12 protein-coding genes are annotated in these 16,603 nt (G+C 62.5%); 3 read left to right on the top strand and 9 right to left on the bottom strand.

Annotated elements, in window-relative coordinates; genetic code table 11:
* Window positions 1–830, top strand: an 830-nt coding sequence (locus AC1D1X_RS02990) for an HAD-IIB family hydrolase (protein ID WP_477697807.1), incomplete at its 5' end; no start/stop codon positions are given.
* Between the two features lie 66 nt (window positions 831–896).
* Here AC1D1X_RS02990 and AC1D1X_RS02985 read toward each other — a convergent pair.
* Entirely contained in the window at window positions 897–2,126 is a 1,230-nt protein-coding gene (locus AC1D1X_RS02985; protein ID WP_477670062.1) for an MFS transporter, read from the bottom strand.
* 105 nt (window positions 2,127–2,231) lie between these two features.
* Here AC1D1X_RS02985 and AC1D1X_RS02980 point away from each other — a divergent pair, with 105 nt between their 5' ends.
* Window positions 2,232–2,807, top strand: coding sequence for a TetR/AcrR family transcriptional regulator (locus AC1D1X_RS02980; protein WP_477670063.1), 576 nt, complete (start codon window positions 2,232–2,234; stop codon window positions 2,805–2,807).
* Between the two features lie 112 nt (window positions 2,808–2,919).
* Here the strand turns inward: AC1D1X_RS02980 and AC1D1X_RS02975 are convergent, their stop codons facing one another.
* Window positions 2,920–3,891, bottom strand: a complete 972-nt coding sequence (locus AC1D1X_RS02975; protein WP_477697806.1) for a Bug family tripartite tricarboxylate transporter substrate binding protein — start codon at window positions 3,889–3,891, stop codon at window positions 2,920–2,922.
* Between the two features lie 323 nt (window positions 3,892–4,214).
* Window positions 4,215–10,112 carry an excinuclease ABC subunit UvrA gene (gene uvrA / locus AC1D1X_RS02970; protein WP_477697805.1) on the bottom strand — a complete coding sequence of 1,966 codons (5,898 nt, stop codon included), beginning with the start codon at window positions 10,110–10,112 and terminating at the stop codon, window positions 4,215–4,217.
* 200 nt (window positions 10,113–10,312) lie between these two features.
* Here uvrA and AC1D1X_RS02965 point away from each other — a divergent pair, with 200 nt between their 5' ends.
* Window positions 10,313–11,425 carry an ABC transporter substrate-binding protein gene (locus AC1D1X_RS02965; protein WP_477670066.1) on the top strand — a complete coding sequence of 371 codons (1,113 nt, stop codon included), beginning with the start codon at window positions 10,313–10,315 and terminating at the stop codon, window positions 11,423–11,425.
* A 347-nt stretch (window positions 11,426–11,772) separates the two neighbouring features.
* Here the strand turns inward: AC1D1X_RS02965 and AC1D1X_RS02960 are convergent, their stop codons facing one another.
* From AC1D1X_RS02960 to AC1D1X_RS02935, 6 genes are all read right to left on the bottom strand, one after another.
* Window positions 11,773–12,237, bottom strand: a complete 465-nt coding sequence (locus AC1D1X_RS02960; protein WP_477648213.1) for a hypothetical protein — start codon at window positions 12,235–12,237, stop codon at window positions 11,773–11,775.
* A gap of 192 nt (window positions 12,238–12,429) precedes the next feature.
* The gene (locus AC1D1X_RS02955) at window positions 12,430–12,648 is read right to left on the bottom strand and encodes a hypothetical protein (RefSeq protein WP_477670067.1); all 219 of its coding nucleotides are present in this window, start codon (window positions 12,646–12,648) and stop codon (window positions 12,430–12,432) included.
* A gap of 61 nt (window positions 12,649–12,709) precedes the next feature.
* A complete protein-coding gene (locus AC1D1X_RS02950) occupies window positions 12,710–14,368 on the bottom strand; it encodes an MFS transporter (protein ID WP_477670068.1) in 1,659 nt (552 codons plus the stop codon).
* Between the two features lie 192 nt (window positions 14,369–14,560).
* A complete protein-coding gene (locus AC1D1X_RS02945; protein WP_477670215.1) occupies window positions 14,561–15,211 on the bottom strand; it encodes a 2-hydroxychromene-2-carboxylate isomerase in 651 nt (216 codons plus the stop codon).
* 47 nt (window positions 15,212–15,258) lie between these two features.
* Window positions 15,259–16,011 (bottom strand): YbaK/EbsC family protein, encoded by a 753-nt coding sequence (locus AC1D1X_RS02940; protein WP_477670069.1) that lies wholly within the window; start codon window positions 16,009–16,011, stop codon window positions 15,259–15,261.
* Between the two features lies 1 nt (window position 16,012).
* A partial coding sequence (locus tag AC1D1X_RS02935) for a hydroxymethylglutaryl-CoA lyase (protein ID WP_477697804.1) occupies window positions 16,013–16,603 on the bottom strand: 591 nt, incomplete at its 5' end.

The following is a 16,603-nucleotide window of genomic DNA, read 5'->3' as shown; positions in this document are numbered from 1 at the left end:
AGCAGTGGCCTGTTACAGAACGTCAACTCATTACCGGCGTCTTCACCGATATCGACGACACCTTGACCACGGAGGGCGAAATCACACCCGATGCGCTGGAGGCTTTGGGCGAATTGAAAGCTGCAGGGTTCAAAGTCGTGGCGATCACCGGGCGGCCTGTCGGCTGGAGCGAGCCTTTCGCGGCGAGTTGGCCGGTGGATGCCATCGTGGCGGAGAATGGTGCGGTGGCGCTGCTGCCGGAGCAGGTTTTAGGCAAAGAAGTCCCGGAATCCGCACCAGCCGTGCGCAAGCAGCTATCAAAAATATACCGACAGGATTCCGCGACACGCGCTGCCAACTTCGCTCGCATGCAGTCCGTGCTGGCGCGCATCGAGTGCGAGATGCCAGGTGTGCACCGCGCCACCGATTCACCAGGCCGCGAGACCGACATTGCCATTGACCACAGCGAATTTGTGCAACTGAGCGACGCGCAAATCGCTGCGGTGGTGGCGCTGATGAAAAGCGAGGGCATGCACGCCACCGTCAGCAGCATTCACATCAACGGCTGGTATGGCAGCCACAACAAGCTCGAAGGCGCGCGCTGGATCGTCCGGCAGCTCTGGCAGCGCGACCTGGACGCCGAGATGGACCTATGGGTCTATGTGGGCGATTCGACCAACGACCAACTGATGTTCAAGACTTTCGCCAACAGCGTGGGCGTGGCCAACATCGCGCGCTTTGTGCCGCAGCTGGCGCACTTGCCGCGCTATGTGACGCACGGCGAGCGCGGTGCCGGCTTTACCGAAGTGGCGAAGATGTTGCTCACCCCTATCGGGACTCACTGCCTGTAGTCCCTTTTCCCCTTGCAGGGGACGAGGCCTGCGGTCCGGCAAAGCCGGTTCCGCGGCCTCCGCTGGTCAATGGCAGGCGGCCGCGCGGCGCACTGAGCCCCACCGCAACCAAGCGCCCAATGCGGCCACTGCCAATACAAGCGCAGCGTAGCCCTCCGCCGTGGCGGGCAGACCTAGCGGCGCAATCAAACGCCCAGCCAGCATGGCCGGCACGCTGAAGGCCAGATAGCTGGTGGCATACAGCGCGGCAAATAATTCAGCCCGCTGATGCGGCTGCGCCAGCGGCGCGAGGGTCTGCACCTGCGCAGAGAAAGCCGAGCCGCCGCCAAAACCGGCCAGCGCTGTTCCTGCAAAAAACAGCGCCACGGAGCGCGTGGCCAAAGACACGGCCACCAGCCCCGCACCCACAGCCAGCAAGCTCATGCCGACGGCGCTCATACGCACCGGCGACAGTTTTTTCAGCAAAGTTGGCGACGCGGCGCCCAGACCGAAGAAGGTGGCAATGGCCAGGCCGTTGACGATGCCGTCATGGATGCCGAAGATTTGCTGCAGCATGGAAGGCACCAGCGACAGGTACAGGCCCGCGAGCGACCACACCGCCAGCATCGTCGGCACGCCACGGAAGAATTCAGCGCGCGCCTGCACCGGTATCGAAATGCGCGGCACCAGCGAGGCCAATGCGCCGGGGCGCGGCGTGGCGCTTTCGGGCAGAAAGAGCGTAGCCACCGCACCCACGACGCAAATCGCAACCAGCACACCAAACACCAGCGGCACCGGGTGCAGCGCAAACTTGACGGCGATGCCGGTGAGCAACGCGCCCACAGCCAGCCCCGCCAGCGGCGAGACGCTGCCGATCATCGCGCCCAGGCGTTTTTGCGCGGCCGGTGCGGCCTCGACCACCGCCGCCGTCAGCGCGCCGCTGACCATGCCGGTCGCAATGCCCTGCACGATGCGCGCAGCGATGATGCCGTTGATGCTGTCGGCCAGCAAAAAGGTCAGCATGGCGCCGGCCTGCAGCAGCAAGGCGGTGAACACCACGGGCCGACGGCCGATGTGGTCAGACAGCGAGCCGGCCACCAGCAGCGAAGCCAGCAGCGCAATCGCATAAATCGCAAATGCCACCGTCAGCAGCGCCGGCGAAAAGCCCCACTGCTGCTGGAAGACGACAAACAGCGGCGAAGGCGCACTGCCCGCCACAAAGAACGCRAACAGAAGGATGGCCAGCAACGGGAAGGCGGCTGCGGGCGGCAGCTGCCAACGGGTGGCAGAGGACTTTGAAGAGGCAGGGGCGGTCATGGGAAACGCTCAACTTTCTTAAAGCGAATATATTTGCGTTTGAGAATTCTACGCCAATTTAAAAATTAACGCAAAGATCATTGCTTTAGGTTAAAGTTAGCCCTAATGAGCACTCTACAAACACCCCCGAACAAACGCCCCGGCGGACGCAGCGCCCAGGTGCAAATCGTGGTGCGCAAGGCGCTGGAAGAGCTGATTGCCCAGGAGGGCCGCGACAAAGTCACCGTGCCGGCCGTGGCCGAGCGCGCCGGCGTGAGTGCTTCCAGCATTTACCGGCGCTGGGGCGACGTGAACGGCCTGCTGGGCGAAACCGCTCAGCAGCGGCTGGACCCGAACCGCCCCTTGCCTGAGACGGGCGACCTGAAAGCCGAACTCACGGCCTGGGCCAAAGAACTGATCAACCACCTCAACAAGCCAGGCAATGCCTCGCTGCTGAAGGCCGCTGCCGCGCTGGCGGGATCAGAAGAAACCAACTGCCTGAAAAACCGCCGCAACGAAGCCACGGTTCTGGTCAAACGCGCCCAGACCCGCGGCGACGCCACACCCACCGTGCAGCAGGTGCTGGACCACATGATGGCCCCCATCATTTACCGGTTGATTTTTGGCGCTGGCGTTGAACCGACGCTAGCCGATCAGCTGGCCGACGAACTGTTTGCGCTAGCCAACCCCGTCAGTAAGTAAACCGAGAAGCCAGCAGAGGCCGCGGAACCGGCTTCGCCGGGCCGCCAGCCTCGTCCCCTGCAAGGGGAAAAGGGATTACACGCAGTGAATCCCGATAGGGGTGTGCCTACTTTCAGTTGGGCTTGGCGAGGCCTAACTTATCGATCAGCACCTTCTCCCGCCCAACGGTGTCTTGCGCAAACTTCGTGTAGTCCGCCGAGCTCAGGTAGTTGGGCAGCATGTCGTAACRGCCCAGCGCCGCAACATAGCTGGGTTCTTCCATCGCTTTCTTGAAGGCATCGTGCAGGCGCTTGACCACCTCGCGCGGCGTACCTTTGGGTGCGCCTATGCCAAAGGGCGAGTTCTGCACGATGTCATAGCCCAGCTCTTTCAGCGTGGGCGCGTTCGGGAATTTATCGAGCCGCTTCTCGCCCCAGGTATTGAGCACACGCAGCTTGCCGGCTTCGACCTGCGGCGCAAAGCCGGTGCTGTCGGCGCCCGCCATCAGCTGGCCGCTGACCAGTGCCAGCATCAGGTCAGCGCTGCCTTTGTAGGGCACGTGCTGCAGCTCGATGCCGGCCTTCTGCGCGATGAGCTCGGTCGTCAGGTGCGGGCTGGTCAGCGTGCCCGTCGAGCCGTAGGTCAGCTTGCCGGGGTTGGCCTTGGCATAGGCGACAAAGTCAGCCCAGGTCTTGAACGGGCTGTCGGCAGGCACCACGATGCCGAAGGCGTAGCCGGTCACGTTGATCACGTAGCTGATGTCCTTGACCGGGTCCCAGTTGATCTTGGTGGTGTAGCCAAGGCGGAACACACCCAGCGGAATCTGCGCCAGCGTGTAGCCGTCGGGCTGCGCGCTTTGCAGCTGCTGGGCCGGCAGGGTGYCGCCCGCGCCGGGCTTGTTCTCGACGATCACCGTCTGGCCCAGAATTTTCGAGGCGTTGTCGGCCAGCGAACGCATGGTGATGTCGGTCGGCCCGCCGGCCGGAAAGGCGACGATCAGCTTGATCGGTTTGACCGGGAATTTTTGCGCATGGGCAGCACCCCACACGCCAGCGAGGGAAATGGCCAGGGCGGCGGTGATCTGCAGTAAAGGACGGCGTTGCATCGGTGTATCTCCTGATCCTGAAAGTATGGCGGCTTGAAGCCCATATCATGCGTGCAGCAAGCCGCCGTCGCATCAGGGCAACACCTGAAAGTTGTCACGTCGGCGTCAGCCAAATCTTAAAGCGTTTTATGCGTTTCAACCATACAGGACGAGCGCAAACAGCTATCAATTCAATAGCAAATCACAAACACCCCCTGCAAGCAGGGGCCGCGGGACTGGCTTAGCCAGACCGCAGGCGCCGCCCCTGGAAGGGGGAAGGTGCTACACGAAGTGAGCGTCCGACGGGGTGAACTAATTCGCCGCCCCCTCGAGGGGGGAACAGGCTACACGGAGTGAGCCTGGACGGGGGTGGATCTATTCAGCACGCTTCCCAAGGCTTTCCCTGTATGCGTGCCGAGCTTGACGACAGCCTCAGGCGGTGCCGAAGCCACCACGCGCCCACCGGCGTTGCCGCCGTCCGGCCCCAGGTCAATCACCCAGTCGGCTTCGGCGATCACGTCCAGGTCGTGTTCGATCACCACCACGCTGTGCCCGCCGTTGACGAGGCGGTGCAGCACGTGGATCAGCTTTTCGACGTCGGCCATGTGCAGGCCCACCGTGGGTTCATCCAGCACATACAGCGTGTGCGGCGCCTTCTGGCCGCGGCGCGTGATGTCGTCGCGCACCTTGCTGAGCTCGGTCACCAGCTTGATGCGCTGCGCCTCGCCGCCTGACAGCGTCGGCGAAGGCTGGCCCAGGGTGAGGTAACCCAGGCCCACGTCTTTCAGTAACTGCAGCGGGTGGCTGATGTTGGGCATGGAAGAGAAAAAATCCATCGCCTCATCCACTTCCATCTTCAGCACGTCGCCGATGTTCTTGCCGCGCCAGGTCACGGCCTGCGTTTCAGGGTTAAAGCGCGCGCCGTGGCAGGTTTCGCACAGCACTTTCACGTCGGGCAGGAAGCTCATGCCGATGGTGCGCACGCCCGCGCCTTCGCAGGTGGGGCAGCGGCCTTCGCCGGTGTTGAAGGAAAAGCGCCCGGCGCTGTAGCCGCGCGCGCGGGCTTCCAGCGTGTCGGCAAACAGCTTGCGTATCGTGTCCCAAAAACCGATGTAAGTCGCCGGGCAGGAGCGTGGCGTCTTGCCGATGGGCGTCTGGTCGACTTCCAGCACGCGGTCTACCGCCGCATAACCCTCGATGCGTTCGCAGCCGGTCCAGTCGGGTGTCTTGCCCTTGTCGTCGGCGTCGCGGCCCGACTTGGTCGAGCGCTGCATGACACCCGCATGCACATTGGTCAGCAGCACGTCGCGCGCCAACGTTGATTTGCCGGAGCCCGACACACCCGTCACCGCCACCAGCCGGTACAGCGGCACGGTGACCGACACATCCTTGAGGTTGTGCAGATCGGCATTGACCACGGTGAGCCAGGAGGTGAAAGGCCCGGCGGCCACCGGGGCCGTATTGTGCAGCGCGCTGGCACTGGCTGCGGCGGCTTTCAACGCGGCTGCTTTGAGCGTGGCCGCTTTCTGTTTGCTCACCGGCTTGGCGTTAACGTCAACGGGCGCTTCTTTCAACACGGCCACCGGCGCTGCGCCCTTGCGCGTTTCACGYCGCAGCTGCAGCGGGTGAATCAGCGGGTTCGCCAGGTAGCGTCCCGTCAGAGATTCCGGCACAGCCGACAGTTGCGCCGCCGTGCCTTGTGCAACCAGCGTGCCGCCGCGCTTGCCCGCACCGGGGCCGATGTCGATGATGTTGTCGGCGCGGCGGATCGTGTCTTCGTCATGCTCGACCACCACCAGGGTGTTGCCGCGGTCGCTGAGTTTGCCCAGCGCGCTCAGCAAAATCTGGTTGTCACGCGGGTGCAGGCCGATCGTCGGCTCGTCCAGCACATAACAAACGCCCTGCAGGTTGGATCCCAGCTGCGCCGCCAGGCGGATACGCTGCGCCTCGCCGCCCGAGAGCGTGGGTGCACCACGGTCCAGCGTGAGGTAGCCCAGGCCCACGTCTTCGAGGAATTCGAGGCGACTTTTGATCTCGGGAATCAGGTCGCGCGCGATGCCGGCTTCACGGCCCAGCAGCGCGAGTTTTTCGACCCAACCCCGCACGTCCGTCACCGACAGCGCTGCGATGTCGGCAATGCCGACGCCCGCAAACTTCACCGCGCGGGCCTTGGCATTGAGGCGCGTGCCTTCGCAGGTCGGGCAGGCGGTGCCGGCCACGTCTTCCACTTCGGGTTCGGCAAAACTTTGCTCGCGGCCCTTGTTGTCGTCGTCCATCACCGAGTCGTCAAACACCTTGCGCTGTTCCTTGGTGAGCTTGACGCCCGTGCCGACGCAGTCGGGGCACCAGCCGTGCTTGCTGTTGTAGCTGAAGAGACGCGGGTCCAGCTCGGCATACGAGGTGGCACAAATCGGGCAGGCACGCTTGGTCGAAAAGGCGATCAGCTTGCCGATGTTTTTGGCGCTGGCGCCGGCCATCATCGCGCCGCGCAAACCATCCAGCGGCGCCAGCACATGGACAACGCCCTTGCCGTGCTCCAGCGCGGTCGCGAGCGCGGCACGCAAGGCGGCCTCGTTGTCGGGCGACACATGGATGTCGGCAATCGGCAGCTCGACCGTGTGTTCCTTGAATCGGTCAATGCGCGGAAAGCCCGTGGTCGGCAAAAACTCGCCGTCGATGCGCAAATGCGTGTAGCCGCGCGGGCGCGCCCAGTCAGCCAGCTCGGTGTAGACGCCCTTGCGTGCGATCACCAGCGGGGCCAACAGGCCGATGTGCTGGCCACGGTAGGTTTTGATCAGCTGCGCGGCGATGCTTTCAGGGCTTTGCGGCATCACGGCCGCGCCGTCCTTGGTGCAGTGCTGGATGCCCAGCTTCACATACAGGAGGCGCAGGAAATGCCAGACCTCGGTGGTCGTGCCCACGGTGGACTTGCGGCCGCCGCGCGAGAGGCGCTGCTCGATCGCCACGGTGGGCGGAATGCCGTAGACCGCGTCCACCTCGGGCCGGCCCGCCGGCTGCACGATGCTGCGCGCATAGGCGTTCAGCGATTCGAGGTAACGGCGCTGGCCTTCGTTGAACAGGATGTCAAAGGCCAGCGTGGACTTGCCCGATCCCGACACGCCGGTCACCACATTGAACTTGCCGCGCGGAATGTCGACCGACAGGCTCTTGAGGTTGTTCTCTTTGGCGTTGACGATCTGGATCAGGTTGGAGAAGGCCGGGCGTGTAGCCCAGACCTTGGGACGCGACTCTTCAACGCCGTGCACCTTGCCCATGGCCTGCTCGTATTCGCGCAGGGCGAGCGCCGTGTGAGAGGTCGGGTGCTGGCGCACTTCTTCGGGCGTGCCCTGCGCCACCAACAGGCCACCGCCCTCTCCGCCTTCGGGGCCGAGGTCGATCAGCCAGTCGGCCGAGCGGATCACGTCCAGGTTGTGTTCGATGACGATCAGCGAGTGACCGGCTTCGAGGAGCTTGCGCAGCGCGCGCATCAGCTTGGCGATGTCGTCAAAGTGCAGGCCGGTGGTCGGCTCGTCAAACAAAAAGAGCGTGCCACGGCCTGGTTGCCTGAGTGCCAGCGCCTGCTTGCTGGCGCTCGCCGTCTTGCTGGCATTGGCCAGAAAGCCCGCGAGCTTGAGGCGCTGCGCCTCGCCCCCCGAGAGCGTGGGCACGGGCTGGCCCAGCTTCACATATTCCAGGCCCACATCGACGATGGGCTGCAGGGAACGCACCACTTCGCGGTCTTGCGCAAAGAGCGCAATCGCCTCGCTCACCGTGAGGTCCAGTACGTCGGACACATTGAGCAGGCGCGGCTTCACGTCGCCTATCGCCTTGCGTTCAATCGTCACTTCGAGGATCTCGGCGCGGTAACGCTTGCCGTCGCAGTCGGGGCAGCGCAGGTAGACGTCGCTGAGGAACTGCATCTCGACATGCTCGAAGCCCGAGCCGCCGCAGGTCGGGCAACGCCCGTCGCCGTTGTTGAAGCTGAACTTGGTGGCGGTGTAGCTGCGTTGTTTGGCCAGCGGTGCCAGCGCGAACAGGTCACGCACGGCGTCCCACGCCCCCACATAGCTGGCGGGATTGGACCGCGCCGTCTTGCCGATGGGCGACTGGTCGACAAACACCACATCGGTCAGGTGGTCAGCGCCCATTAGCCGGTCGTGCAAACCCGGCGTTTCAGTCGCCTTGCCAAACTGGCGCAGCAAGGCCGGCGCCAGGATGTCCTGCATCAGCGTGGACTTGCCCGAGCCGCTGACGCCCGTTACGCAAACCAGGCGCTGCAGCGGAAAGTCGACGGTCAGGTTCTTCAGGTTATGGTCACGCGCGCCTTCGAGGATGAGGCGCGGGGTGTTGTCGGTTACCGCACGCTTGAACCCCATGCCCACCTGCTTGCGCGAGCCGAGGTAGGCGCCGGTCAGGGTGTCGGCGTGTTTGATGTCGTCGGGCGTACCGTCAAACACGATCTGGCCGCCCTTCTCGCCCGGGCCCGGGCCCATGTCGATCAGGCGGTCGGCCGCCAGCATGACGGCCGGGTCATGCTCGACCACCACCAGCGTGTTGCCGGCGTCACGCAGGCGGTGCATGGCCTGGGTGATGCGGTTCATGTCGCGCGGGTGCAGGCCTATGGAAGGCTCATCGAGCACGAACAGCGTGTTGACCAGCGAGGTACCGAGTGCGGTGGTGAGGTTGATGCGCTGCACTTCCCCACCCGAGAGCGTGCGGCTTTGCCGGTCGAGCGTGAGGTAGCCGATGCCGACATCACACAGGTACTTCACGCGAGTCTGGATTTCTTCGAACAGCGACTTGAGCGCCTGCAATTCGGCATCGTCGCCCATCACGTCGAGTGAAAGGCCGCTGAAGAACTGCCGCAGCCTGTCAATCGGCAGGCGCATCAGGTCGTGCAGCGCCAGGCCCGGCAGAGCTTCGAGCTGCTCGCGGCTCCACTGCACCCCCACCGGCATGAAGCGCTGGCTGGGCGGCAGCACCGCATCTGCGGCTTCTTTGGAACCGAGGCGCCAGAGCAAAGACTCAAGCTTGAGGCGCGCGCCGCCGCAGGTCTCGCATTGCGTGTAGCTGCGGTATTTCGACAGCAGCACGCGGATGTGCATCTTGTAGGCCTTGCTTTCAAGGTATTCGAAGAAGCGCTTGATGCCGTACCACTGCTTGTTCCAGTTGCCGTCCTTGTAGCCCGGTGTGCCGTTGATGACCCAGCCCTGTTGCTCTGGCGTGAGCTTGTACCAGGGCGTGTCGCGCGGAACGCCCGCCGCTTCGGCGTGGCGCAGCAGGTCGTCCTGCGCTTCTTTCCAGGCAGGGGTCTGGATGGTCTTGATGGCGCCGGCGCGCAGGGTGAGCTTGTCGTTGGGAATCACCAGGCCGTAGTCGACACCGATCACGCGGCCAAAGCCGCGGCAGGTTTCACAGGCACCCATGGCCGAATTAAAAGAGAACAGCGAGGGCGTGGGGTTGGTGTAGCGCAGGTCKCTGTCGGGGCAATGCAGGCCCGTGGAGAAGCGCCACATCACATCCGGTTGACCATCCTCTGCGTGTTGTACATAGATGTTCAGGCGCCCGCCACGCTTCAACGCCGTTTCGATAGCTTCCATCACACGGGCTTTTTCCACCGCGTGGGTGCGAAAACGGTCGGCCACCACGTCCAGCAGCTTGTGCGGGCCGGCCGGTGTGGCCACGTCGCGCTGGGCATGCACGCGCGTGAAACCACTGACAGAGAGCCACTGCTCGACCTGCTCGGCGCTGGTGTTGCCGGGCAGCTCGACCGGGAAGGTCAACACCACGCGCGGATCACCCTCTGTGGTGCGCGCCATCAGCTCGGCATAAATCGATTCAGGCGTGTCGTGGCGTACGTTCTGCGCGGTCTGTTTGTCGAAGAGCTGGGCGGCGCGCGCGTAAAGCAGCTTCAGGTGGTCGTTCAACTCCGTCATGGTGCCCACGGTGGAACGCGAGCTGCGCACCGGGTTGGTCTGGTCGATGGCGATGGCGGGCGGCACGCCTTCCACCTTGTCGACGGCCGGCTTGTCCATGCGGTCAAGGAACTGCCGCGCGTAAGCAGAGAAGGTCTCCACATAGCGGCGCTGGCCTTCGGCGAACAGCGTGTCAAAGACCAGGGAGGATTTGCCCGAGCCGCTGGGCCCTGTGACTACCGTCATTTCACCGGTGCGGATATCCAGATCGAGGTTTTTGAGGTTGTGCTGGCGCGCGCCGCGAATGCGGATGATTCCCTGGGACATGAGTGCAGTCTTTCCTGAAGAGGTCAAACATTCTAGACAGGGCAACCGGCTGTGCAGGATGTAGGGATTAATGTCCTTTTTGCACACTTTTAGCTACGCCAATTAGGGCGGCTTCTGGTTTTCCTGATCGCATTTTTTGCGCTTTCATGCTTCACTTATGGATACATCATTTCACCCCGGATGGAAACACTGTGAACAACATGAAAAAACTCAGCAGATGGTGCGCCGCCATCGCGATGGTGGCCGTGGCCCAGGCCAGCCATGCGCAACTCCTTGTCGGGCAGACCGCAGGGTTTACTGGCCCCGTGGGCGCCGGCGTCAAGGAAACCACGGAAGGCGCCAAGCTCTACATCGACGCCGTCAATGCCAAGGGCGGTGTGGGCGGGCAAAAGATTGAGCTGGTGTCGCTCGACGACAAATTCGATCCCAAGCTGGCGGTCGAAAACGCACGCAAGCTGATTGAAGAACAAAACGTGCTGGCCATGTTCCTGACCCGCGGTACACCCCATACCGAAGCCATCATTCCGCTGCTCGACAAAAACAGCGTGCCGCTGGTCGGCCCTTCTACCGGTGCCATGGTGCTGCACCAGCCCGTCAAAAAACATGTGTTCAACGTACGCGCCACCTACCAGCGTGAAGCCGAGAAAGCGGTCACTCACCTGCATTCCATGGGCATCACCCGTATCGGCATCGTGTATGCCGACGACAGCTTCGGCGCTGACGGCGTGATGGGCGCGCAAAAAGGGCTGACGACTGCCAAGCTGCAGCCCGCTGTACTGGAAAAATTCGACCGCTCCAAACCCGACTTCGCGCCGATCGCACCCAAGGTTTACCAGTCCAACGCGCAGGCCGTCATCATGGTGGCCTCAGGGCAGGCCGTGGTCGACGGCATCAAGGCCTTCCGCGCGGGCGGCTCCACGGCGCAGATCGTGACGCTTTCGAATAATGCCTCGGGCGGCTTTGTGAAAAGCCTGGGCGACAACGCCCGTGGCGTGATCGTCACGCAGGTGTTTCCGTATGAGCGGTCCATCGCCTTCCCCATGGTGAAGGAAGCACAGGAGCTGGCCAAGGCCAAGGGGCAAGCCGACGTGAGCCCCGCGATGCTGGAAGGTTTTGCCGCTGCAAAGGTGTTGGTAGAGGGCTTGCGCCGGGCAGGCGCCAAACCCACGCGCGAGAAACTCCAGGCGGCCCTGGAGGGCATGCGCAAGATTGATATCGGCGGGCTGGAAGTGAGTTACAGCCCCGAAGACCATACCGGGCTGGATTTTGCCGATCTGTCCATCATCGGCACCGACGGAAAATTCAAGAGATAAATAGCACCCCCCTGCCGACGCTCACTTCGTGTAGCGTCACCTCCCCCCAGGGGGGACAGGCGCCTTGCGCCCGGCATAGCCGGATCGCGGCCCCTGCTTGAAAAGAGAATCCCCCCTGCCGACGCTCACTTCGTGTAGCGTCACCTCCCCCCAAGGGGACAGGCGCCTTGCGCCCGGCGTAGCCGGATCGCGGCCCCTGCTTGAAAAGAGAATCCCCCCTGCCGACGCTCACTTCGTGTAGCGTCACCTCCCCCCAGGGGGGACAGGCGCCTTGCGCCCGGCGTAGCCGGATCGCGGCCCCTGCTTGCGAATTCGCACGCCTGCGGCGCCAAGCCGTACGGGTTTGCTCAGCCGTAAAGCGCGCTTTCGAGTTCCTTGAACTTCTCGGGGCCTACAGCTTCCTTGATCTTGGGTGCCAGCTCCTTGAGCTTGTCGATGTCGCCTGCGGCTTCCACCGCCAGGTTCAGGCGGAAACCCCGAAGGCCCAGGGCAGCCGTCAGCCGCGTGGCGATGGGGTAAGCCCTTGAATAATGCTCCTGCGCATTCAGGGTAGGACTGCCATCCGCGTTTTGGGCCGACACCTCCGGAACCGGCTCATCAGGCGGCTGCACCGCCAGCGGCGCCAGCAGGCCCAGCGAAATCAGGTGGTTGATGTCTTCTGCGGTGACGCCGAACCCCGAGGTGGCCTTGACCACATCCTCCAGGCTGCGTTTGCCGTCAAACATGATGAAGGCAGAGCGCTGCCGGGGGGTCAATGCGACGGTTCGGTTCTGCACGGCGGTCTGGCCGGCTTCCGTCTTGGTGTAAATCATCGGCTGATCTCCAAATAAATGCGCGAGGGTGCCACCATGAGGTGCTTGATTTTCAGAGACGCTGTGATCGTTGTTTTTGTCTCTGTTAATTCAATTTAACTCATTTTCACCGGCAACGCACCTTTTCTGGGCATGATCGCGGCGACGTCCTGCACGCAAAAGCGCCACTCGCTGTCAGCCTGACCCCTTCACTCAACCATTCGTACGCGCTTCCAGAGCAGTGATAACAACAGGTGCAGCCAGCCGCGAAGCACCATGTTTTTCACCGCCCAGATCAATATCGCCGCCCTTGTTCAACAGAAATAATGCCAGCCCGGCAATCACGATAAAACCCACAACAATTTTCCACATCTTTCTTTCTCCCAAAAAAAAGCCCCCGGCAAATGGATGACGAGGGCCCGTAAAAAACATAAGGCTTTTCAGCCTGAAAAGGCCGGTGCGGGCTCCTGGCCCGCACCGGCGCAAATACCCATCAGTCGTTGGCGTAAATATCCACGTCCTTGGTTTCCTTGATGAACAAGGTGCCCACCACCAGCGTCATGCCGGCGATGATGATCGGGTACCAGAGGCCGTTGTACATATTGCCGGTCTGCGCCACGATGGCAAAAGCCGTGGTGGGCAGCAGGCCGCCGAACCAGCCGTTACCGATGTGGTACGGCAGGCTCATGGAGGTATAACGGATGCGGGTCGGGAACAACTCCACCAGCATGGCTGCGATCGGGCCGTACACCATGGTGACCAGAACCACCAGATAGAACAGGATGGCCGTGACCATGACCTTGTCGACCTTGGCTGGATCAGCCTTGCTCGGGTAGCCGGCAGCCTTCAGGTCGTCCGCGACCGCTTTCTTGAACTCGGCATCCTTCTTCTTGGCGTCGTCGGCGCTGAGGCCCTTGGCGGTGTAGCTGGAGATGGCGGTTTCGCCGATCTTGATGGTGGCCACGGTGCCGGCGGGTGCGACAACGTTGTCATAGCTCACCGAAGCGCCTGCCAGCACCTGCTTGGCGATGTCGCAGGAACTGGTGAATTTGACGGTGCCGGTCGGGTTGAACTGGAACGAGCACTCTTTCGGGTCGGCGGTCACAACCACCTTGTTCTTGGCTTGTGCCGCGGCCAGGTCAGGATTGGCGGCTTTGGTCAGCGCGGTGAACACCGGGAAGTAGGTGACCACAGCCAGCAGGCAGCCGGCCATGATGATGGGCTTGCGGCCGATCTTGTCGGACAGCGTCCCGAAAATCACGAAGAAAGGCGTACCCAGGATCAGCGAATAAGCCACCAGGATGTTGGCCGTGGGGCCGTCGACCTTGAGCGCCTGCGTCAGGAAGAACAGCGCGTAGAACTGGCCGGAATACCACACCACAGCCTGGCCGGCGGTCAGGCCGATCAGCGCCAGGATCACGATCTTCAGGTTTTTCCACTGGCCGAAAGATTCGGACAACGGTGCCTTGGAGGTTTTGCCCTCAGCCTTCATTTTCTGGAAGGCAGGGGATTCGTTCATCGACAACCGGATGTAGACCGACACGGCCAGCAGCAGGATGGACACGATGAACGGAATGCGCCAGCCCCAGTCGGCGAATGCGACTTCGCCCATGGCGGTACGCACACCCAGGATGACCAGCAGGCTCAGGAACAGGCCCAGCGTGGCTGTGGTCTGGATCCAGGAGGTGTAGGCGCCGCGCTTGCCCTGTGGCGAGTGCTCGGCCACATAGACAGCTGCACCGCCGTATTCACCGCCGAGCGCCAGGCCTTGCAGCATGCGCAGGGCAATCAGGATCACCGGAGCGGCGACACCGATGGATGCATAGTTGGGCAAGAGGCCGACGATGAAGGTCGACAAGCCCATGATCACGATGGTGACCAGGAAGGTGTACTTGCGGCCGATCATGTCGCCCAGGCGGCCGAACACCAGCGCGCCGAAGGGGCGCACGATGAAGCCGGCTGCAAAAGCGAGCAGCGCAAAGATGAAGGCAGAGCCTGCATCCAGTCCGCTGAAGAACTGCTTGGCAATGATGGCTGCCAATGAACCGTAGAGGTAGAAGTCGTACCACTCAAATACGGTGCCGAGCGAGGAGGCGAAAATCACCTTCTTCTGCTCGGCTGTCATCGGCCTGTTGTCGACGGCTGTTGCCATGATGTTGTCTCCAAAATAATGAGACTTCCGGTATGGAAGCTACCTTCATTATTTTGGTTGTGGCTGACCTAGCTCTGACGTGAAACTAACAGGAGCTTTCACGAAACTTATGCGTGGCTGACAAGTCAAGGGGAAACCCTTGAAGAACTTTTCAGCATGCGAAGCACCTCAGGGAAAACGCTTAAAACCTTCTTAGGTACCGCGTTTGATGCCCGTCGCAACCTTACACGCGGCATTCCAGCCATCACCCTCAAACCAGGGGCTGCCGAGCAGGTACTCGCGCAGCATCGGCAACGCATCCAGGCCCCAGAAAATTTTGCCGTCGACCTCAAACGCCGGCACACCAAAAACGCCTTTGGCAATCGCCGTTTCCGTATTGCTTTTAAGCTGCGCCTTCACGCCCTCGCCCTGCACATCGCGCGCCGGCGCAAGCTGCTTGAGCAGCGCTTCGTAACGGGCCGCATCGCCGGCTTCACCGCCTTCGCCCCAGACATGGCGAAAGATGGTTTCGCACGCATAGCGGTTAGGTGCACCGCCCTGCCCCTCGGGGCCGCAGGCCACAGCCAGGCGCAGCAAAGGCAAGGGGTTGAAGGGATGGCTGGCCGGCATCTTCATCGCGATACCCAGGCTGTGCGCCAGCCACAGCACCTGCCGGTAGGTCCAGTCGCGTTTGGGGACGATCTCCGCAGGGCCCAGCTGGCCATAGTGCTTGAGCATGCCCGCGAACAGCACCGGCGTGTACGCCACGCTGTAGCTCACACCCTTCAGCGCTTCTGGAAGGCGCTCAAAAGCCAAAAAGGCATAGGGCGAAATGACGTCGAAGTAGCATGTGATGTGCTTGATCGCGGGCGCATCACCGGCTGCCGGCTTCATCGTTGTGTTCTCGCCGGTCATGGCTGCACCGCAGCCATGCGCTGCCCTATGGATGTCCAGATATGGCGCTTTGCGGTGTCGTCGGCCCCGCTCCACTGCGCGATTTCATCGCGCGTGCGAAAGCAGCCTTCGCACAGGCCCGACGCCGCGTTCATGCGGCACACGGAAATGCAGGGCGACGGAACGTCCGGCTCATTATCGAGTGTGGCCGCGCGCAGAGAGACCAGTTCGATCGCGTGCTTCCTCGCCAGTTTGTCTTCGTCCACATTCACCGCAAAGTCTGCCACCGGCGCGCCCGTCAGCAGCTCAAGCTCCTGCGGCGACAGCTGGAACACCGCATGCGGATGGCCCGCGGCCGCCCACACGGTTTCAAAGCGGAACAGCGAGCGGTCAATCAGCGTCACGGAGGGCGTGGCATGCGCCAGCGGCGACACGCCGCCTATGGAGAACCCCGTGCGCGCCTTCACAAACTCCGCATCGGCCCGTGCCAGGCGCTTGCCATCGATACACACCATGGCCTCGACCTTTTTTTCATCAACCCGTTGGTCGCCGGACGTCACCACCAGCACGGCGGCATCGTCAGACTTTCGGCGAAAAATAATGCTCTTGGCAATCTGGCCCACCTGCACACCCAGTGCATCGGCTGCCTGCTGCGCGGTGCGCGCGGCATCGTCGAGCATGACGGGTGCATGCAGGTGGCCGCTGTCCAGCAGTACAGCGGCAACCCGCTGCACGCCCTCCGGTAACGCTTTCAGTTCAGCACCACACATGTCAATTCATTCGTTTGTTAAGAAGCGCGGTTGCCGCGCGGGAGTTCGGCTTGCGCCCGAGAAAATCGCTGATGAATTTTCCCGCATCAATGAGCTTGTCCAGGTCAATGCCCGTCTCAATGCCCATGCCATGCAGCATGTACACGACATCTTCGGTCGCCACATTGCCGGTAGCGCCCTTGGCAAACGGGCAGCCGCCCAGGCCGGCCGATGAGGTGTCGTATTGCCATACGCCCATCTGCAATGCCATGAGCGTATTGCCCAGCGCCTGGCCGTAGGTATCGTGAAAATGCCCGGAGACATCGTTGATGTCGAAATGTTTGAGCGTCGCCTCCATGGCACGCTGCACCTTGAGCGGCGTGCCCACACCAATCGTGTCAGYCACCCCCACATGCTGCACGCCTATGCCCTTCATCAGGCCGGCGAGCATGCTCACACGTTCAGGCGCAATTTCACCTTCATAGGGGCAGCCAACGGTGCAAGACATCGCGCCCCGCACATAAATTCCTTTTTCACGCGCAGCTTCCACCACGGGGCGAAAGCGCTCAATGCTTTCGGCGATCGAGCAGTTGATGTTCTTCTGGCTAAAGGC

This window comes from Polaromonas sp. P1_G4 (assembly GCF_056405475.1).
This window is presented reverse-complemented; position numbering and strand designations above follow the sequence as displayed.

What these genes read in the sequence shown, in the direction of transcription:
- AC1D1X_RS02980 (WP_477670063.1), top strand. Translation starts at nt 2,232, where the DNA reads ATGAGCACTCTACAAACACCCCCGAACAAACGCCCCGGCGGACGCAGC.
- AC1D1X_RS02965 (WP_477670066.1), top strand. Translation starts at nt 10,313, where the DNA reads ATGAAAAAACTCAGCAGATGGTGCGCCGCCATCGCGATGGTGGCCGTG.
- AC1D1X_RS02960 (WP_477648213.1), bottom strand. Translation starts at nt 12,237, where the DNA reads ATGATTTACACCAAGACGGAAGCCGGCCAGACCGCCGTGCAGAACCGA.
- AC1D1X_RS02955 (WP_477670067.1), bottom strand. Translation starts at nt 12,648, where the DNA reads ATGTTTTTTACGGGCCCTCGTCATCCATTTGCCGGGGGCTTTTTTTTG.
- AC1D1X_RS02950 (WP_477670068.1), bottom strand. Translation starts at nt 14,368, where the DNA reads ATGGCAACAGCCGTCGACAACAGGCCGATGACAGCCGAGCAGAAGAAG.
- AC1D1X_RS02940 (WP_477670069.1), bottom strand. Translation starts at nt 16,011, where the DNA reads ATGTGTGGTGCTGAACTGAAAGCGTTACCGGAGGGCGTGCAGCGGGTT.